This is a genomic window from Winogradskya humida (assembly GCF_016862215.1).
Taxonomy (GTDB): Bacteria; Actinomycetota; Actinomycetes; order Mycobacteriales; family Micromonosporaceae; genus Actinoplanes; species Actinoplanes humidus.
The window spans coordinates 12,996-31,643 of record NZ_BOMN01000056.1 but is presented as its reverse complement, the minus strand read 5'-3'; the positions used below and the strand labels follow the sequence as shown (position 1 = coordinate 31,643).

The window sequence follows — 18,648 nt, the reverse complement described above, 5'->3', positions numbered from 1 at the left end:
CCGGCGGGGGCTACTTCGCGAAGGTGAAGTATTTGTGGGAGCCCCACGTCGTGTAGTCGACGTTGTCGCCGGAGGTGCCGGCGATGTAGGCCGAGCGGACCCGGTAACGGACACCGACCTTGTGGGTGCCGGTCAGGGTGTAGGTCGAGTGGCCCGCCGAGTCGAGGGCTACGTAGGTTTCCTTCCAGCTGTTCCACTTGCCGGAGGCGTAGTACTCGAGCAGGACCTTCTGCTTGCGCTTCGGGTAGGCCGTCATCGTCGTGGTGATGCGCGGGTTCGTGGTCCTGTGGAAGTAGTAGTACGACGTCGAGCCGATCTTGGCCGTCTTGTAGTGCGACGACACCGCCAGCGAGATGTTCGGCCGGGTGTAGACAGTGGACTTCACGGTGCGGGCGGCGTATTGGCCGTCGCCGGTGAAGATCGCGCTGACCGAGGTGTTGTGGGTCAGGCGGTAGGCGACCGTGATGTTGCCCTTGGCGTCGATCGTGGCCTTTTTCAGCAGGCGGTTCGCGTCGGGACCCCACGGGTCGGCCCAGATCTCGATCGTACGGTTCTTGTACGCCGTACCCAGGTGGGCGGTCAGGGAGTACGTGGAGGCGTACGCGTGGATGCTGCCGTTGCCGTTGAGGGTCAACGCCGGGGTGGCGAGGGAGACCGACACCGTTGCCGTCGCGGATGACGGACGGCGGGTGGCGCTCCCGGCGTACGAAATGATGTAACTGACCTTGCCACCCACCGGGGGCTTGTCGGTGATGGTGAATGTGCCGGCCGGACCGGTCTGCACCGGAGGTAGCGCTTTGCCTGCGGTCGATTCCAGGTCCTTGCGGGTCACCGAGAGCCCGGCTCCGGCCGGGATCCCGGTGGACGCCCCCGAGATGGTGAGGGTCGCCGCGCGGGTGGCGGTCGCCGGTGCGGTGAGCTCGATCCCGGTCGGGGTGGTTGCCGGGTCCTGGAGCGTCCAGAGCGTCTGCGTGCCGAGGCGCTCGCTGGTGATCGCGAAGGCGCGGCCGCCACCCGGCTCCCAGGCCACATCGGAGATCGACGGCAGCTCAGCGGCGCCGCTGAGCGGAACATCCCACTGCCGGACCGGGGTGGTGGTGCCGGGGGCATAGAGGGTGAGCTCGGGCAGGACGGCGTCCGGGCGCTCCGAGATCAGCAGGCCGGTTCCGCTGGTCACGTCCACGCCCTGGAAGCGGTATGTCTTGATCACGTCGACCGCGGAGAGGTCGGCGGCCGACACGATCTTCACGCCGCCGTAGCCGCCGATGACGATCTGGCTGGCATCGGCACTGAACAGCAGCTCGCGGTAGTTGATCACGACATCGTCGTAGTACTCGGCCCTGGCCAGCTGGTTCGCCGTGCCGCCGGAGACGTCGAAGAGGTACAGCGGGCCGCGGGTGCTGCCCCAGCCGCCCAGGACGGCGAGCCGGTCCGGGGCCGCCGGGCTGGAGGCGAGGATCGGCGCCGCATTCGTCAGGGTGCTGCCGTCCGGGGTCTCGTAGATCGAGACTGCGCCGTCGGCGAGATCGAGAGATCCGATATGACCGTTGTAGCCGAGATCCTGGTAGGAGAACCACAACCTGCCGCCGGCGAAGGCGAGCCGCTCGGGCGAGTGCCCGTAACCGAGGGGATAGCGCGCGGTCTCGGTGAGCTTCGCAGCGTCGTATTCGACGATCTCGTTGGCGGCCGCCAATGCCACGTACAGCCTGGTGGAGTCCGCGGACAGCACCGGTGCCTGCACGCCGAGCCCGGATCCCGGCTCCAGGGTCGCCGCGAGGGTGCCGTCGTATTTGAACACCTTGACCGTATTGTCCGGCGTCTGACTGCTCAGCAGGTGCTTGTGCACGCCGTCGACGACGAGATCGTCCGACGCGTAACCGCTGATCGGATGCTGGTCGGCGGCGGCCAGCACGACCGTTTCGGGTTGGGTGCCGGCTGAAGCCGACCCTGTCGAGAGGGCCCAGACCGCGGCGGTGCCGGTGAGGGCGACGGCTGCGATCGCAAACCGGACAATTTTCGTACGCAAGACGTGCAGAACTCCCCCGTGAACGCCGCGCCGGGAGCACGACGATCAGCAGGCTACGACACCCCGCCAGCCGAGTTGATCATCCGAAGTGTCAGATCTGGTCGTCGGCCGGAGGACGCGGCCTCGGCACGGACGGCGACCACGGATCCGGCGCGGACGTGGGATCGGGCGCGGACGTGAGATCCGGCGCGGGCGTGAGATCCGGCGGCGAGGGCGGCGGGGGCGGCGGGGGAAAGGCCGGCGGCACGGGTGGCTGCTGGTAATGCGCGTAGGGGGCCGTCGGGTCCCAGGCGACGGGCGTAGCGCCGTGGGGGCCGGCGAGCCCGACGGAGATCCGGATATTTCCGGTCATCCGCCAGATCAGCAGCGCCGCGAAGACCGCCGCCGCGAGGTCGATCACCAGGATGAGGCCGAGCAGAACCGCCACCACCTCGCTGGACAGGTAGTCGTCCCAGGCTGACGGGTCCAGGAACGGATCGCCCGCTGTCCACAGGATTGCCCACAACACGAAGACCCATCGGCCCAGGCGTCTCGCGGCGGGGTCCACGCGCTGTTCGGCTGCGTGGTCCATCTCGCTGAGCATGAGCAGCGGGATCACCAGGTTCGCCAGCGGGATGAGCCAGGCGCCGATGGTCCAGCCGCGGGTCCAGCTCAGCTTGATGCCGAGCTCGCCGATGCTGTCGTGGGCGACGCGCAGCCAGCCGATGAACTCGATGCCCGCGTAGAGGTAGAACACTCCCCAGACGGCGCCGAGCAGGTCGATCGTGTCCTGGTCGGCGTCGTACGACGCGGGGTCGACGCCGAGCAGGATGAGCGAGCCGGCCCATTCGGCGATCGCCGCGGCGGAGACCAGCCCGAGCGCGATGCTCGCCCGGATCGCGGGCCTGCGGAGTCGCCGCGCCGCCGGGTAATGGTCGGGCGACCCATAGCTGTACGTCACTGCTTCCCCCGCGGTGTTCCAGCCCGCTCGATTTCGGGCGCGCGCAGGATATCCGTTCTGCCGCAACGTACGCAGCCCCCTATTGCAAGTTAACGGCAATGTTTCGCAGGCATTGACACCACGTCTCAAGAAATTACACTGCGAGTGTAATATTGATCTCTAAAGAGGACGGTGCCGATGCCGCACCAGCCCCCTTCCGACGGCCTCATCCTCCATGACATAAGCGTCCGTTTCGGCGGCCTGACCGCGCTCGAGGGCGTCTCTCTCCGCGTCCCGCCGGGCCGGACGGTCGGCGTGATCGGCCCCAACGGCGCCGGCAAGACGACCCTGTTCAACGTCGTCTGCGGCTTCGTCGCCCCGACCTCGGGGCAGCTCACGCTTGACGGCCGCCCGCTGCGCCCACGACCGCATCAGCTCAAGAAACGCGGCATCGCCCGCACGCTGCAGGGCGTCGGGCTCTTCCCCAGCCTCACCGTCCTGGAGAACGTCCTGGTCGGCGAGAGCGACAGGGACAGGGCCGAGGCCACCCTCGAACGCTGCGGCGCCGCTTCCTACCGCGACGAGAAACCGGCCGCCCTGCCGTACGCGATCCGCAAACGCGTCGCCCTCGCCCGTGCCCTGGTCACCGATCCCCGGCTGCTCCTGCTGGACGAACCGGCCGGTGGGCTCGGCGTGCAGGAGATCGAGGAGCTGGGCGAGCTCATCACCGGGCTCTCCTGCTCGGTGCTGCTGGTCGAGCATCACATGGACCTCGTGATGACGGTCTGCGACGAGATCCTGGTCCTCGACTTCGGTAAGCCCGTCGCCCACGGCACTCCGGACGAGATCCGCACTGACGAAGCAGTGGCTGACGCCTACTTGGGAGCAGCAGCATGACGGCACTGCTGCGGACGGAGAGTCTGACCGCGGGGTATGGCGCTGCGCCGGTGCTGCACGAGGTTGATCTCGACGTGAATACCGGGTCGATCACCGCGGTGCTGGGGGCGAACGGGGCGGGGAAGACGACGCTGCTGCGTACCCTCTCGGGTCTGCTTCCGGCCACCCACGGCCGGGTCCTGCTCGACGGCAAGGACCTGCGCGGGGTCCGGGTCGAGGAGATGGTGCGCCGCGGGGTGGCGCACGTGCCCGAGGGTCGCGGGGTCGTCACCGAGCTGACCGTCGACGAGAACCTGCGGCTCGGCGGGCTGTGGCGCAAGGACCGGGCGGATGTCCGCAAGGCGATGACCGAGGTGTACGAGCTGTTCGAGCCGCTCGCCCGGCGCCGTAAGTTCCCCGGTCATCAGCTCTCCGGCGGCGAGCGGCAGCTGCTCGCGCTGGGCCGGGCGCTGGTCGGGCGGCCCCGGCTGCTGCTGCTGGACGAGCCGTCGCTCGGGCTCGCCCCGAAGATCACCGCGCAGATCATGACGCTGCTCGGCACCCTGCGCGACCGCTCCGGGCTGACCGTGCTGCTGGTCGAGCAGAACGTGCGCGGTGCGCTGGCGATCGCGGACGAGGCGGTGGTGCTGGCGCTGGGCCGGGTGGTCACCCGGGGCACCGACATCGACGACGAGATGCGGCACGCGTACCTAGGTTTCTGACTGGGGGAGTTCGCTTTGGATCGGTTCGTGTTCCTTACCTTCGACGGATTGAGCCGGGGCGCGGTCTACGCCGCGTTCGCCCTGGCACTCGTGCTGATCTGGCGTGCCACGCGCATCGTCAACTTCGCCCAGGGCGCGATGGCCGTGGCCACCGCGTACGCGGGCTTCGAGGTCTCGGCGGCGACCGGCTCCTACTGGCTCGGGTTCGCCGTGGCGATCGCCGCGGGCCTGATTCTGGGCGCGGTCACCGAGCGGGTGGTGATGCGGTTCGTCGACCACTCGTCGCCGCTCAACGGGGTGGTGGTCGCGCTCGGCCTGGTGCTGGTGATCCAGGGCGGGCTCGGCATGATCTTCGGCAGCGAGTTCCGGCCCGCCGAGGCGCCGTTCAGCCGGGACGCGTTCACGGTGGGCGGGGTCGCGCTGCTGTCCCGCTTCGACCTGTTCGTCTTCGCGGCGGTGGGCATCGTGGTCGTGTTGCTCGCGCTTCTTTTCACGCGTACGCACACCGGCCTGCGGATGCGCGCCGCGGCGTTCGCCCCCGACGTGTCCCGGCTGCTCGGCGTCAACGTCAGCGGGATGCTGACCCTGGGCTGGGCGCTGGCCGCCGCGGTCGGTTCGCTCGCCGGGATGCTGGTGCTCCCGACCGAGCTGGGACTGCACCCGAACGCGATGGACATCGTCTTCGTGTCCTCGTTCACCGCGGCGGTGGTCGGGGGTCTGGACAGCGCGATCGGGTCGGTGCTGGGCGGGCTGATCGTGGGGCTGCTGCTGTCGTACGTCAGCGGCTATCTGGGGGCGACGGTCGCGCCGATCGCCGTCCTGATCCTGCTGGTGGTGGTCCTGCTCGGCCGGCCCGGCGGGTTGTTCTCACGGTCGGCGGCGAGGACCGTATGAGCGGCAAGATGAAGATCGCCACGATCGTCGCGGGTGTCGCCGTGGTCGTGGTGCTCACCCTGGTGTTCCCGCCGTTCCGGACGTATCAGCTCGCCACGGTCGGCGCGTACCTGTGTGTGACCGCGGGCCTGACCGTGCTGACCGGGCTCAACGGGCAGTTGTCGCTCGGCCATGGCGCTCTGATGGCGACCGGTGCGTACACGCTGGCGCTGAGCGTCAATGCCGGCTGGCCGCTCACCGCCGCCTTCGCCGCCGCGCTCGTGGTGACCACGGTGATCGGCGGGGTCGTCGGGCTCGCCGCCGCCCGGTTGCGCGGGCCCTATCTGGCCGGGCTCACGCTCGCCGTGGCGGTGGTCGTCCCGGCCATCACCAGCACGTTTGACGGCACGTTCAACAGCGATCAGGGCCTTTCCGTGGCTCTGGAGCCGCCGCCCGGGACGGTGACCGTCGAGCAGTGGCAGGCGTGGCTCGCGTGGGGCGCCGCGCTGATCGTGCTGGTGCTGCTGCAACTGCTGATCGGCGGGCGGTTCGGGCGCGAGCTGAAGGCCGTCCGGGACGACGAGACCGCTGCACGGCTCGCGGGGGTCGGCGTTGCGCGTACCCAGGTGCTGGCGTTTGTGGTCAGTGCGGCCTGTGCCGGTATCGGCGGTGCCCTGTTCGCCGTGCTCGCGCAGAGCGTCTCCCCCGGCGCCTTCCCGCTGTCGCTGTCGCTGTTCCTGGTCATGGCCATCGTGATCGGCGGCCTCGGCAGCCTGGCCGGCGCGGCGTGGGGTGCGGTGCTCCTCGTCGCCCTCCCCGCCCTCGCCCACACCGTGACCGAGGGTATCGACGCCCAGCGGCTCGAGGGCAACCTCCCGCTCGCGCTCTTCGGCGTCACCCTGATCGTCGTCATGCTCGCCGCCCCCGGCGGGATCGCCGCTCTCCGACCGTTCAAACGAAGCCCGTTCAAACGCAGCCCGTTCACAAAAGCCGGTCTCCGCCCGCTCAGGAAAAGGAGCAAAGCGTGAAGCGTCTCTGGTCCGTTCTCACCGTCATAGCCCTGGCCGCCGCAACCACAGCCTGCAGTGAAAGCGGTGGTGGCAGCGGTTCCAGCACCCCCGGCGTCACCGACACGGAGATTCTCATCGGTACGCACATGCCGCTCACCGGCCCCGCCGCGGCCGGCTACTCGAAGATCGCCCCGGCTTCGAAGGCGTACTTCGACTATGTCAACGCGAACGGCGGCGTGCACGGCCGGAAGATCACCTACAAGATCATGGACGACACCTACAACCCGGCGACCACCCAGCAGGTCGTCCGCGAGCTCGTCCTGCAGGACAAGGTCTTCGCCGTGCTCAACGGGCTCGGCACACCGACACACACCGGCGTGCTCGACTTCCTGAAGACCAACCGCGTCCCGGACCTGTTCGTCGCGTCGGGCAGCCGCAGCTGGAACCAGCCCGACAAGTACCCGGGCACGTTCGGGTTCAACGTCGACTACACCGTCGAGGGCAAGATCCTCGCCACCCACGTCAAGGAGACCCAGGCCGGCAAGAAGGTCTGCTTCCTCGGCCAGGACGACGACTTCGGGAAGGACAGCCTCGCGGGGATCGAGAAGATCCTCGGACCGGTCGCGGCCAAGCAGTCGTACGTCACCAGCAACCCGAATGTCGGACCGCAGATGGGCGCGCTCAAGCAGGCCGGCTGTCAGGTGGTCATGCTGGCCACCGTGCCCGGCTTCACCGCGCTGAGCATCGGCACCGCCGCGAAGATCGGTTTCAAGCCGCAGTTCGTGGTCTCCCAGGTCGGCGCCGATCTGGGCACGCTGACCAAGTCGCTGGGTGCCGCGGCACCGCTGACCGAGGGGCTGATCTCGGCGAACTACCTGCCACTGGCCACCGACCCGGCGAACCCGTGGATCCAGCTCTTCACGAAGGTCAACACGCAGTACAACGCGGGTGCCGAGCTCGACAACAACGCCGTCTACGGCATGTCGGTGGCGTACCTGTTCGTGCAGAGTCTGCAGTCCGCGGGCAAGGACCTGACGCGTGACGGGCTGATCGCGGCGGTCGAGAAGGGCGGGTTCCAGGGCCCCGGTCTGGTCCCGGTGCGTTTTGCCAAGGGCGATCACTCCGGGTACGCCGGGGAGCAGCTCAGCAAGGTCGAAGGCGGCAAGCAGATCTACTTCGGTACGCCGTACACGACCGATGACGACGCGGGGGCTGTCACCGCGTACACCACTGCTCCTGTCGCTCCCCCGCAGAACGGTATCCCTGCCGCGTCGTAAGGCTTGCGGCCCGCCGTCAACCGTTGCAGGGTTGGCGGCGGGGTGCCTGCCCGATACTATTTGGCACGGTTAGTGCAACATTTTTGGGAGTTCGCGGATGACAATGTCGGGTGCCGTCGCCATCGTGACCGGCGCGAGCCGGGGAATCGGATTCGCCATCGCCCAGCGCTTCGTCGCGGAGGGCGCCAAGGTCTGCATCACCGGCCGCAACGCCGAGGCGCTGGAGAACGCGGTCAAGGACCTGGGCGGAGAGGACGTCGCGATCGGGGTGCCCGGTAAGGGCGACGACGCCGACCACCGGGCAGCGGTGATCGATACCGCGCTCGGGGCGTTCGGGCCGGTTTCCGTGCTGGTCAACAATGTCGGGATCAACCCGGCGTACGGTCCGCTGGGCAGGCTCGACCTCGCCGCGGCCCGCAAGATGGTCGACGTCAACGTGGTCGGCACACTGGGCTGGGTGCAGGAGGCGTTGCGCGGCGGCCTCGCCGAGAGCGGCGGGTCGATCGTCAACATCTCCTCGGTCACCGGCGTGCGCCCCGCCCCCGGCATCGCCTTCTACGGCGTCACGAAGGCCGCGCTGATCCACCTCACCGAGGAGCTCGCCGTCGAGCTGGCCCCCTCGGTGCGGGTGAACGCGGTTGCTCCCGCCGTGGTCAAGACCCGTTTCGCCACCGCGCTCTACGAGGGGCGGGAGGAGAAGGTGGCGGCGACCTACCCGCTGGGCCGGCTCGGCGTTCCCGAGGACGTGGCCGGCGCCGTCGCCTTCCTCTGCTCCCCCGACGCGGCCTGGATCACCGGCCAGACCATCGTCATCGACGGCGGCATCACCCTGACAGGAGCGGGACAGTGAAGGTTGTTGTCACGGGTGCGGGCGGCGGCATCGGTCGCGCGCTGGCCCGGCGGTTCGCCGCTGACGGAGCCAAGGTTGTCGTCAACGACCTCGACGCGGCTGCCGCGCAGGCGGTGGCCGCCGAGATCAACGGCATCGCCGTGCCGGGCAACGTCGCGAACGAGGCGGACGTCCAGCGCGTCGTCGACACCGCCTACAGCGAGCTGGGCGGCGTCGATCTGTTCTGCGCCAACGCGGGCATCCTCACCACCGGCGACGCGGACGCACCCGACGCCGACTGGGAAAAGGCCTGGCAGGTCAACGTCATGTCCCATGTGTACGCGACCCGCGCGCTCCTGCCGCGTTACCTCGAGAACGGCGGTGGCCGGATCATCTTCACCGTCTCCGCCGCCGGCCTGCTCACCCTGCTCGGCAGTGCCCCCTACTCCGTCACCAAGCACGCCGCGCTCGGCTACGCGGAATGGCTGCGCGCGACCTACTCCCATCGCGGCATCACCGTCCAGGCGCTCTGCCCGCAGGGTGTCAACACGGCGATGATGTCCGGCGACGGCGAGAGTGCCAGCCGCAGCCTGCTCGCCGCCGGAGCGCTGGAGCCTGAGGACGTCGCGGAAGTCGTGGTGAAAGCACTCGACGGCGACAGCTTCCTGATCCTGCCGCACCCGGAGGTCGCCGAGTACTACCAGCGCCGCGCCACCGAGCCCGATCGCTGGCTGGGCGGCATGAACAAGATCCAGCGCAACTTCTTCCCGGCGGATTCCTGATGGCCTCGCCGCGCGGGCTCGACCTCGATCGGCTGCGTGACTACCTGGGCACCGGGGAGCTGACGGCGACGATGTTCGCCGGGGGCCGCTCCAACCTCACGTACGCCGTGACCGACGGCACCGACCGCTGGGTGCTGCGCCGCCCGCCCCTCGGTCACGTGCTGCCCACCGCCCACGACATGGTCCGTGAGCACAAGGTCCTCGCCGCGCTCTCCGCTGCCGGGTTCCCCGCGCCCGAGCCGGTGCGGCTGTGCACCGACACCGACGTGATCGGCGCGCCGTTCTACCTGATGGAGCACGTCGACGGCACGATCCACCGCGACGCCGCCGTGCTCGACGAGCTCGGCCCCGACGCCGTGCGGACCCTCGTTCTGTCGCTCGTGGACACGCTCGCCGACCTCCACGCGCTGGAGCCCGCGGCGATCGGCCTCGCCGGCTTCGGCCGCCCCGAAGGCTTCAACGAACGCCAGGTCCGCCGCTGGAAGAAGCAGCTCGACGCCTCGCACAGCCGCGAGGTCCCGGGCATCGAGGAGCTGCACGCCCGGCTCGCCGCGGAGATCCCCGCCGGCGGCCCGGGCACGGTGGTGCACGGCGACTACCGCCTCGACAACGTCCTGATCAGCGACGACCTGCGGGTCAACGCCGTGCTCGACTGGGAGATGTCCACCCTGGGCGACCCCCTCAGCGACGTCGCCCTGATGCTCGTCTACGCGGGCCGCCCGCTGCTCAGCGGCCGCACGATGCTCTCGGTCGACGGGCACCCCACCCTCGACGACCTGGCCGCGCACTACGCCAAACGCTCCGGCCGCGACGTCTCCGACCTCCACTGGTACGTAGCCTTCGCCGCGTTCAAGCTCGCCGTGATCCTCGAAGGTGTGCACTACCGCTACGTCCACGGCCAGACCCTGGGTGAAGGCTTCGACACCGTCGGGGAGATGGTCGGGCCGCTCGTAGCCCAGGGACACGAATCGCTGAAGGGACACTGATGGACTTCGCGTTCGACGAGAAGACCGAGGACTACCGCAAGCGGCTGCTCGCCTTCATGGACGAGTACGTCTACCCCGCGGAGGCCGGATACGAGCAGGCCTACCAGGGGGACTGGGCGCCGCCCGCCGAGCTGGAGCGGCTCAAGGCCCAGGCGAAGCTGGCCGGCCTGTGGAACCTCTTCCTGCCCGGTGAGCACGGCGCGGGCCTGACGAACCTGCAGTACGCCCCGCTCGCCGAGATCACCGGCCGCAGCCCGATCATCGCGCCGCCATCGCTGAACTGCGCCGCCCCCGACACCGGCAACATGGAGGTGCTCGCGGAGTTCGGTAGCCCGGAGCAGCAGGACCGGTGGCTGCGGCCGTTGCTCGACGGCACGATCCGCTCGGCGTTCGCGATGACCGAACCGCAGGTCGCCTCGTCCGACGCCACCAACATCGGCACCCGCATCGCCCGCGACGGCGACGAATACGTCATCACCGGCCGGAAGTTCTACATCTCCGGCGCGATGAACCCCCGCTGCCAGATCTTCATCGTCATGGGCAAGACCGACCCCGAGGCCGCCCGCCACGTCCAGCAGAGCATGATCCTGGTCCCCCGCGACACCCCCGGCGTCACGGTGCAGCGCGGCATGACCGTCTTCGGCTACGACGACGGCGACCACGGCGGGCACGCCGAGGTGATTTTCGACGAGGTGCGCGTACCCGTCAGCAATCTCATCGGTTCTGAGGGCTCGGGTTTTGCCATCTCCCAGGCACGCCTCGGCCCCGGGCGCATCCACCACTGCATGCGGCTGATCGGCATGGCCGAGCGCGCGCTCGAGCTGATGTGCACCCGCGCGCTGACCCGCACCCCGTTCGGCAAACCCCTCGCCGAGCAGGGCGTCGTCCAGGAATGGATCGCCGAGTCCCGGGTCCGCGTCGAACAGGCCCGGCTCCTCGTGCTCAAGGCCGCCTGGCTGATGGACACCGTCGGCAACAAGGGCGCCCACACCGAGATCCAGTCGATCAAAATCATCGTCCCGTCGACCACCGAGTGGATCATCGACAAAGCCATCCAGACGTACGGCGCGGCCGGCGTCGGACAGGACACCCCGCTCGCCCGTCTCTGGGCGACAACCCGCACACTTCGTCTGGCGGACGGTCCGGACGAGGTCCACAAGCGCTCCCTGGCCCGCCGCGAACTCAATCGCTACCGGAGCGCCTGATGCCAGCAGCTTCACCCCGCCCACCGCAGCGGATCGACGGCCGCACCGCCCGTTCGGAACGCACCCGCGCCGCCATCGTCGACGCCCACGTCACCCTGATCCGCGAGGGCGACCTACGCCCCACCGCGGACCGCATCGCCAAACAGGCCGGCGTCTCCCTGCGCGCCCTGTGGAGCCACTTCGCCGACATGGAAGCCCTCTTCGCCGCCAGCGGCCAGCAGATCCTCGACCAGCGCGACGAAGCCCACGAACCGATCCCGGCCGACCTGCCCCTGGAACGCCGCATCGACGCCTACTGCCACCAGCGAGCCCGGCTCCTCGAGCAGATCGCCCCCGCCGCCAAGGCCTCCGCCCTGAAGGAACCGTTCTCCCAGACCCTCCAGTCCTACCGCCGCACCCACATCAACCGGGTCCGCGCCGAACTCCAGACGCTCTTCCCCGACGCGATCGGCACCGACGAAGCCCTCCTCAACGCCCTCACCGCAGCAAGCATGTGGCCCTCCTGGGGCACCCTGCGCGACGGCATGGGCCTGGACCCCGACGCCGCCCGCGCCGCCCTCACCCGCACTATCACCACGCTGCTCACCCCCCGCTGAGTGGAGACACCCACCCACCGGGACATGGAACAGCACCTGCTGCACGACGGATGGGCCCCGTGCGGCGCCGCCTCGCCCTCCACTCCCCAACGGCACAGCCGCCGCACGGATCAGCCCGGTTCGACCTCACCGGTCCGTATTCAGCAGCCGTCTACATCCCGGCCTTGTCGTCGCGCTGAGACCGGAAGCCGAACGGCGGTTCATGACCGAGATTCCGCTGACCGCCTCCGGGCCCTGGGATCCCAAGGCCCGGGCCGGCCGGCGAGAACGACCGGTCACGGCCCTGCGGCTGGACCAGAAGCCACCGACAAGCTCCTTGCCACCGTCTACCGCCAACGGATCAAGGGCTGAGGGAACTAGGACCCCAGGGCGAAGACCACATGTTGCGCTGGGCGGCAGGATGCGACAACTTTATGCGGTGTCGTTTGTCAAATGTGGGTAATCGTGTCTGACAGCAGAACATGTGTTTCTAGGCCAGACATGATTGGCCCGAGCTTGACACCTGACACCGCAGGCGATTGCGGCATTGCGGGTTTCAACGCAACTTTGTGCCCGCGGCCAGGTCCTGCCGCGCATGACGTTGGTGGGGTTGAGGTCCGGGGCGTAGGCGGGCAGCCGGAAGTCCATCGACGTCGCCAATCACGGACGGACTTCTCAGAAACCCGCAGCTCAGACGCAATCTGAGCGGTCGTTTCGATGCCTCGAACGTGGTCGCGGCCTGGATCCGAACCTTCTCACGCCGGACCCGGGCTGCCGCGTCAGGACACTAGGCGAAGTAGGGCTCGGCTGCCTCCAGCCGCGGCACCGCTACGCCGAGCCGGCGCGCTTCTGCCAAGGTGTCGCGGCAGACCGCGCGCAGCTCCTCGGGGTTGGCATGGGCCTCCATCACCCGGCGCACCGGTCCGAAGTGGCCGAACAGCCAGGCGAGTGCTGGGCCCGTCAGGCGGGCAGGCGCCCTGAACAGCAGCGCGTCGGGCCGATGCCGCCGCAGGTCGACGCCGCGTGCCTCGACGAGTGGTAGCAGTTCGCGGGTGGCGAGCATCGCCTCGCGCACCGCGGCCGGCGACCCTGCGAGTTTGGCCAGCGAGCCGAGCTTCAGGCTCTGCGTGTGGAGGCCCGCGTTCTGGATGAAGTGGAGCATCAGCCAGCCGCGGAAGTCGTCCTGCTCCTGGAAGCGGAAACCGGCCTCGCGGAAGGCCGCACGCACGGCCCGCTCGCGCTCGGTCGGTGGCGAGCCGAGGGTGCCGAAGAAGACCATGGGCAGCAGGGAGCCGTGCAGCACGCCGTCGTCGCCGAAGCCGCCGCCGGCGCCGGGAAAGCCCCAGGCCACCTGGTCGGCGGGGAGGGCCTCGATCGCCGTCAGCGGTTCGACCCACAGGTTGTTGAAGACGAGCACCGTCGCGCTGCCCACGCGTGGTCCCAGGAAGGCCGCGACCTCCGCGAAGCTGTAGTGCTGCACGCTCACCACGATCAGGTCGAAATCGTGGTCGGGCTCCAGCGATTCGCGATAGCGCACCGGCCATCTCTCGGTGACGGTCTGTCCCCAGAACCGGCGGCGTGCGTCGAGCACGTCGAGGTCGATCGCGTCCCCGTAGGTCGCCGCGCGACCCGGCCGGACGTAGAACTCGACCTCGTGGCCGGCGCGCTCCAGGGCCCATCCGTACATCACGGCTATCACGCCTCGGCCGAACATCAGGATCTTCATGCCGCACCTCGCGTGGCCTACAATCGGAGATCGTCTCCACATTCAAGATATGGAGACGATCTCCACTTGTCAACGTGAGGCCTGCATGACCACCGCCAAGCCGCTCCGCGCCGACGCCCGGCGAAACCGCGACGCCCTGATCGCCAAGGCCCGCGAGGTCTTCGCAGCCGGCGACTTCGACCTGCGCTTCGACGACTTCGCCCAGCTGGCCGGCGTGGGCACGGGCACGCTCTACCGCCATTTTCCCACCCGCGAGGCCCTGGCCGAGGCGGTCTACCGCGAAGAGCTCACCGCGATGTGCGACCGCACCCGCGAACTGCGGGCCGCGCTCCCCGCATACGAGGCCTTAGAAGCGTTCCTGCGGGGTTTCGTGATCCATCTGCATACCCACAAGGGCCTGGCCCGCACGCTCACCACGCTCATGGTCACGCGCTCGGGTGCGCTGGCCGAGGGCGGCCAGGCGCTGGGCCAGGCCATCACCGACTTGCTGACCGCCGCCGTCGAGGACGGCTCCATCCGCGACGACGTGGGGATCGGGGCCGTGATGATGACCCTGCAGGGCATCTGTTCGGCCTTCGACCATCCGGGTTCCCAGGTCGACGCGGACGGCGCCGTCACTCTGCTGCTCGACGGCCTGCGCCGCCGCCCAGCGTGATCACCCGCTGACAGCCTGGGCCAGGGTGACGGCGAAGAGACCCTGGGGGTCCGTCCAGAAGTGGCGGAGGGTGAAGCCCGCTGCGGCGAGTTCGGTTTCGAGGCCGGGGCGGCGGAACTTGGCGGAGATCTCGGTGCGCAGGTCCTCGCCCGCGGCGAAGTCGACCGTGAGGTCCAGGTCGTTGATGCGGACCTGCTGGGCCGTGGTGGCGCGCAGGCGCATCTCGATCCATTCCTCCTCCGCGTTCCAGAGGGCAACGTGGGTGAAGGCGTCCACGTCGAAGTCGGCGTCGAGGCGGGCGTTGACCACGCGCAGGACGTTCTTGTTGAACTCGGCGGTGACGCCCGCCGCGTCGTCGTACGCGGGGACGATGATGGCCGGGTCCTTGACCAGGTCGGTGCCGAGCAGGAGCCACTCGCCCTCGCCGAGGACCGCGCGCAGACCGGTCAGGAAGGCGGCTCGTTCGGCGGGGATCAGGTTGCCGATCGTGCCGCCGAGGAACGCCACGAGACGGTTGTCGCCGTCCGGGATGTGGCGCAGGTCGTCGGTCATGTCGCCGACCACGCCGTGCACCGACAGGGTCGGGTAGTCGGTGGTGAGGCCTGCGACTGCTTCCGCCAACGCCGTACGCGAGACGTCAAGCGGAACGAACGCACCCAGCGTGCCCCGGGACAGCAGGGCGTCGAGCAGGAGCCGGGTCTTCTCCGAGGAGCCCGAGCCCAGCTCCACCAGGGTCTTGGCCTCGGTGATCGCGGCGATCTCGGCGGCCCGCGCGGCGAGGATCGCGCGCTCGGAGCGGGTCGGGTAGTACTCGGGGAGGCGGGTGATGTCCTCGAAGAGCTCGCTGCCCCGGGCGTCGTAGAACCACTTGGGGGGCAGCCACTTCGGTGTGGCGCTCAGGCCGAGGGTGACGTCGGCGCGCAGCTGGCGGTCGATGTCCTGCTCGTCGAGGTGGATCTCGAGCATGGTCAGGCTCTCCCTAGCGGGGTGCGGGTGACTTCGGACGGGGTTGCGACGAGCAGATGCCGATCGGGCACGGGCTCCCAGCCCGGCGCGTCGTCGAGCGGTTCGGAGCTGACGAGGACGGCGTCCGCCCTTTTGCAGAAGCTGAGGGAATGACCGACCGTCGTCGCCACGATCTGCGAGCCGTCGGTCAGCAGCAGGTTGAGCCGGGATTCCGGAGCGGCGGCCTCGACCTCCGCCACCACTTCGGTCACCGCGGCGGCCAGGGAGATCCCGGCCCGCAGGCGGTCCCGGATCAGCGCCCAGAGCACGGCGCTGTCCGTCGGGGCGTCCAGCGTCATCAGGTCCGTGGTCGGCAGCCGGCTCGCGAGCTTGGCGATGCTCCCGGGCCAGCCCCGCACCACGCCGTTGTGGCTGAAGAGCCAGCGCCCCTCCTGGAAGGGTGCGCTGGCGGTCTCGGTCACGGGCATACCCACGGTCGCGGACCGTACGGCGGCCAGCACCACCCCGCTCACGGTTGTCGCCGCGAGCTGGGGCAGTGCCGTGTCCGACCACATCGGCATCGCACTGCGGAACCGGGTGGTTCCCCACGCCACGCCGAAACCGTCCGCGTTGATCGTGCCGCCGCCACGCATGTCGCGCGGTGCCCAGGATTGGCGCACCAGGGCGTTCGGCGGATCGAACAGCAGCTCGGACAGCTTGATCGGGGTGCCGAGATAGGCCAGGTGCCTACACATCGGCCGCATCACGGGCGCACCGGAAACCGCTGAAGATCTGCCGGCGGATCGGGTGGTCCCAGTTGCGGAACGTACCCCGCACGGCTGCCGCGTCGGTGCCGAACGAGCCGCCCCGCAGGATCTTGTAGTCGCCGCCAAAGAAGACCTGCGAATACTCCTCGTACGGGAACATGCTGAACCCCGGGTAGCCGTAGAAGTCGGAGTCGACCCACTCCCAGACGTCACCGATCAGCTGGTGCACACCGAGCGGTGAGGCCCCTTCCGGGTACGCCCCGGCGGGTGCCGGGGCGAGGTGCCGCTGGCCCAGGTTGGCGTGTCGCGTCTCCGGCGGCTCGTCACCCCACGGGTAGCGGCGTGAGCGCCCGGTGGCCGGGTCGAAGCGGGCAGCCTTCTCCCATTCCGGCTCGGTCGGGAGGCGCTTGCCCGCCCATGTCGCGTACGCCTGTGCCTCGAAGAAGCAGACGTGCACCACCGGCTCGTCGTCGATGATGCGCTGCGTGCGGCCGAACCGGGTGTACGCCCACCCGTCGCCGTCACGCTGCCAGTGCTGAGGCGCCGTGAGGCCCGCCTCCTGGCGATGGGCCCAGCCGCGCTCGCTCCACCAACTCGGTTCGTCGTATCCGCCCGCCGCGATGAAGTCGGCGTACTCCCCGTTGGTCGTCGGAGCGGCGTCGATGTAGAACGCGTCGACGTGCACGGCGTGGGCGGGGCGCTCGTTGTCCAGTGCCCAGGGCTCGGTGTCCGTACCCATGGTGAAGGAACCGGCCGGAACCAGGACCTCACCGGTGATCTTGCTGGTGGCCTGCGGCGGCGCGGGCGCTTCGAGAACGGGCGCGCCGAGCCGCAGCTGATGGGTCGCGAGCATCGTCTCGTCGTGCTGCTGCTCGTGCTGCACGATCATCCCGAACGCGAACCCGTCCGCGGCGAGCCGGCTTCCGTCCAGCCGGACCCGGTCGAGCACGTCCATGGCCTTGTCCCGGACCTGCCCCACGTATTTGCGCGCTTCCTGCGGGCTGAGCAGCGGCAACGCGGTCCGGTCGCGGCGTGAGTGCTTGAAGGCGTCGTAGAGCTCGTCGATGTCGCGGCGCACCGGTTCCCGGCCGCCGACGTCGCGGACGAGCCAGAGCTCCTCCTGGTTGCCCACGTGGGCTAGGTCCCAGACGAGCGGGGACATGATCGGCGAGTGCTGGCGTACGAGATCGGCGTCATCAACCGCCTCGGTGAGCAGCACGGTCCGCTGCCGCGCCCGCTCCAGCTCGGCGGCGACCTTGTTCTTGTCGGTCATCGATGCAGGTCCTTCCGTGGGGAACCGACGCCGTGCAGGCGGCGATCCACGATGTCGGCGACCGTGTCCTGCAGTTCCCGGGACAGCCCGGTGCTGTCCAGACGACGGCAGGCGAGATCGGCGAGATCAAAAGCGGCGGCAGCCACCGCGGGGTCGGCCAGCCCGTCGCGGGCCGCCTCCACCCACCGGCCCTCGGCGGGCGCGGCCAGGTCACGAGCGGCGTCCGTGACGGCATCGTCGGCGAACAACGCGCAGAGCACCGCGGCGGGCGCGATCCACTCCAGCCCGGGCTGCGTGTCGAGGTAGCGGACCTCCAGATACCCACGCGGGCGTACCGGTGGGAACAGGGTGGTCAGGTGATAGTCCAGGTCGTCGATCGTGGGCCGGTTGCTGCCGAGGGCGCCGTTGATCCAGTCGGCGAACGTGACGCCGGCGGGTGCCTCCCAGCGACCGCTGTCCCTGCGTACGCAGAGAAGTGGCGCCTCGAGCGCATAGCGTGGCCAATCGTCCTTGCCCCCCACCGGACCGCTCCGGCGAGGATCGATGCCGTACCACGCGGCCATCCGCCCACTGGCCCAGCCGGTGTCCCGGCCGGCATGCACCCGGGACGTGGCAAAAGCGGCAACAAGCGCGGGCCCCACGGCGTGCACGGTGTCCCAGCGCGCGCCGACCTGGCTCTCCGTGCCCGCGTCCAGGCAGACCTGGAAACCCGCGGTGCTGCCCATCATCGTGCGCCCGGCCTCGTCGAAGGCGTGCTCCATCGCCGCATACCGGGGGGTGTCGAGGATTCGCTGTGGCTCGCGGTGCGGGTCGATACCGCGTTCACCGAGGGAGAGCCCGCCGCGGGCCAGCAACTCGACCAGGTACTGCTGATCGTTGCCGACCACGTCGTACAGCGTGGCGAGATCGCGGGCCGTCGCCGAGGAGATCTCGATCTGGCCGCCGGGCTCAAGGGTTACCGTGCCGCCGCCCGGGAGCGGCACAGGATCGGGATTGCCGAGCGTGGTGGGTGCGTGCGGCCCGAGCGCCCTCCGAAGATCGGAGACCCGCAGCGCGGCCGCTGGTTGATCGCTGTAGTGGGTGGTCCATTCCAGCTCAACACCGACCCGCGATGGCGGCCCGGTCTTGAAACAGATCCCCGAGACGTGCTCCAGAGCGTCGGTTGTACGCCGCAGCACCGTCTCGTTACTCGAAGTAGTCAT

The 18,648-nt window shown here is 69.4% G+C and carries 19 protein-coding genes; 11 read left to right on the top strand and 8 right to left on the bottom strand.

Translation table 11 applies throughout. From position 1 onward, the window contains the following. Window positions 1-10: 10 nt before the first annotated feature. Window positions 11-2,026 carry a YncE family protein gene (locus tag Ahu01nite_RS21705; RefSeq protein ID WP_203838415.1) on the bottom strand — a complete coding sequence of 672 codons (2,016 nt, stop codon included), beginning with the start codon at window positions 2,024-2,026 and terminating at the stop codon, window positions 11-13. Window positions 2,027-2,117: 91 nt separating this feature from the next. Beyond that, complete coding sequence (locus Ahu01nite_RS21700) at window positions 2,118-2,966, bottom strand: DUF4328 domain-containing protein (protein WP_203838414.1); 849 nt, start codon at window positions 2,964-2,966, stop codon at window positions 2,118-2,120. Between the two features lie 177 nt (window positions 2,967-3,143). Here Ahu01nite_RS21700 and Ahu01nite_RS21695 point away from each other — a divergent pair, with 177 nt between their 5' ends. From Ahu01nite_RS21695 to Ahu01nite_RS21650, 10 genes are all read left to right on the top strand, one after another. Beyond that, window positions 3,144-3,842, top strand: a complete 699-nt coding sequence (locus tag Ahu01nite_RS21695; RefSeq protein ID WP_203838413.1) for an ABC transporter ATP-binding protein — start codon at window positions 3,144-3,146, stop codon at window positions 3,840-3,842. Beyond that, window positions 3,839-4,543: an ABC transporter ATP-binding protein gene (locus Ahu01nite_RS21690; protein ID WP_203838412.1), complete on the top strand. Its 705-nt coding sequence runs from the start codon at window positions 3,839-3,841 to the stop codon at window positions 4,541-4,543. The genes Ahu01nite_RS21695 and Ahu01nite_RS21690 overlap by 4 nt, the downstream gene beginning before the upstream one ends. Window positions 4,544-4,558: 15 nt before the next feature. Further along, window positions 4,559-5,437 carry a branched-chain amino acid ABC transporter permease gene (locus tag Ahu01nite_RS21685; protein WP_203838411.1) on the top strand — a complete coding sequence of 293 codons (879 nt, stop codon included), beginning with the start codon at window positions 4,559-4,561 and terminating at the stop codon, window positions 5,435-5,437. Then, entirely contained in the window at window positions 5,434-6,444 is a 1,011-nt protein-coding gene (locus tag Ahu01nite_RS21680; RefSeq protein ID WP_239159035.1) for a branched-chain amino acid ABC transporter permease, read from the top strand. Before Ahu01nite_RS21685 ends, Ahu01nite_RS21680 begins: the two co-directional genes overlap by 4 nt. Next, window positions 6,441-7,703 carry an ABC transporter substrate-binding protein gene (locus Ahu01nite_RS21675; RefSeq protein ID WP_203838410.1) on the top strand — a complete coding sequence of 421 codons (1,263 nt, stop codon included), beginning with the start codon at window positions 6,441-6,443 and terminating at the stop codon, window positions 7,701-7,703. The genes Ahu01nite_RS21680 and Ahu01nite_RS21675 overlap by 4 nt, the downstream gene beginning before the upstream one ends. Window positions 7,704-7,800: 97 nt before the next feature. After that, window positions 7,801-8,553, top strand: coding sequence for an SDR family oxidoreductase (locus tag Ahu01nite_RS21670; RefSeq protein ID WP_239159034.1), 753 nt, complete (start codon window positions 7,801-7,803; stop codon window positions 8,551-8,553). After that, the gene (locus tag Ahu01nite_RS21665; RefSeq protein ID WP_203838409.1) at window positions 8,550-9,314 is read left to right on the top strand and encodes an SDR family oxidoreductase; all 765 of its coding nucleotides are present in this window, start codon (window positions 8,550-8,552) and stop codon (window positions 9,312-9,314) included. Before Ahu01nite_RS21670 ends, Ahu01nite_RS21665 begins: the two co-directional genes overlap by 4 nt. After that, window positions 9,314-10,300, top strand: a complete 987-nt coding sequence (locus Ahu01nite_RS21660) for a phosphotransferase family protein (RefSeq protein WP_203838408.1) — start codon at window positions 9,314-9,316, stop codon at window positions 10,298-10,300. Before Ahu01nite_RS21665 ends, Ahu01nite_RS21660 begins: the two co-directional genes overlap by 1 nt. After that, window positions 10,300-11,505, top strand: a complete 1,206-nt coding sequence (locus Ahu01nite_RS21655) for an acyl-CoA dehydrogenase family protein (RefSeq protein WP_203838407.1) — start codon at window positions 10,300-10,302, stop codon at window positions 11,503-11,505. The genes Ahu01nite_RS21660 and Ahu01nite_RS21655 overlap by 1 nt, the downstream gene beginning before the upstream one ends. Beyond that, entirely contained in the window at window positions 11,505-12,101 is a 597-nt protein-coding gene (locus Ahu01nite_RS21650) for a TetR/AcrR family transcriptional regulator (RefSeq protein WP_203838406.1), read from the top strand. Before Ahu01nite_RS21655 ends, Ahu01nite_RS21650 begins: the two co-directional genes overlap by 1 nt. Window positions 12,102-12,529: 428 nt before the next feature. Here the strand turns inward: Ahu01nite_RS21650 and Ahu01nite_RS51840 are convergent, their stop codons facing one another. Together Ahu01nite_RS51840 and Ahu01nite_RS21645 are read right to left on the bottom strand one after the other, a co-directional pair. Continuing rightward, window positions 12,530-12,781 (bottom strand): hypothetical protein, encoded by a 252-nt coding sequence (locus Ahu01nite_RS51840; RefSeq protein ID WP_369076635.1) that lies wholly within the window; start codon window positions 12,779-12,781, stop codon window positions 12,530-12,532. Window positions 12,782-12,867: 86 nt separating this feature from the next. Then, a complete protein-coding gene (locus Ahu01nite_RS21645) occupies window positions 12,868-13,806 on the bottom strand; it encodes a ketopantoate reductase family protein (protein ID WP_203838405.1) in 939 nt (312 codons plus the stop codon). Between the two features lie 85 nt (window positions 13,807-13,891). On the opposite strand from Ahu01nite_RS21645, the gene Ahu01nite_RS21640 reads away from it, so the two are divergent. Further along, entirely contained in the window at window positions 13,892-14,461 is a 570-nt protein-coding gene (locus Ahu01nite_RS21640; RefSeq protein WP_203838404.1) for a TetR/AcrR family transcriptional regulator, read from the top strand. Here Ahu01nite_RS21640 and egtD read toward each other — a convergent pair whose 3' ends face one another. The 4 genes from egtD to egtA are packed head-to-tail and all read right to left on the bottom strand — an operon-like array spanning window position 14,462 to window position 18,648. Continuing rightward, window positions 14,462-15,427, bottom strand: a complete 966-nt coding sequence (gene egtD, locus Ahu01nite_RS21635; RefSeq protein ID WP_203838403.1) for an L-histidine N(alpha)-methyltransferase — start codon at window positions 15,425-15,427, stop codon at window positions 14,462-14,464. Between the two features lie 2 nt (window positions 15,428-15,429). Beyond that, window positions 15,430-16,161 (bottom strand): ergothioneine biosynthesis protein EgtC, encoded by a 732-nt coding sequence (gene egtC, locus Ahu01nite_RS21630; protein WP_203838402.1) that lies wholly within the window; start codon window positions 16,159-16,161, stop codon window positions 15,430-15,432. Then, window positions 16,154-17,446 (bottom strand): ergothioneine biosynthesis protein EgtB, encoded by a 1,293-nt coding sequence (egtB, locus tag Ahu01nite_RS21625; RefSeq protein WP_203838401.1) that lies wholly within the window; start codon window positions 17,444-17,446, stop codon window positions 16,154-16,156. The genes egtC and egtB overlap by 8 nt, the downstream gene beginning before the upstream one ends. Next, on the bottom strand, window positions 17,443-18,648 hold the full coding sequence (gene egtA / locus Ahu01nite_RS21620; protein ID WP_203838400.1) for an ergothioneine biosynthesis glutamate--cysteine ligase EgtA: 1,206 nt from the start codon (window positions 18,646-18,648) through the stop codon (window positions 17,443-17,445). Before egtA ends, egtB begins: the two co-directional genes overlap by 4 nt.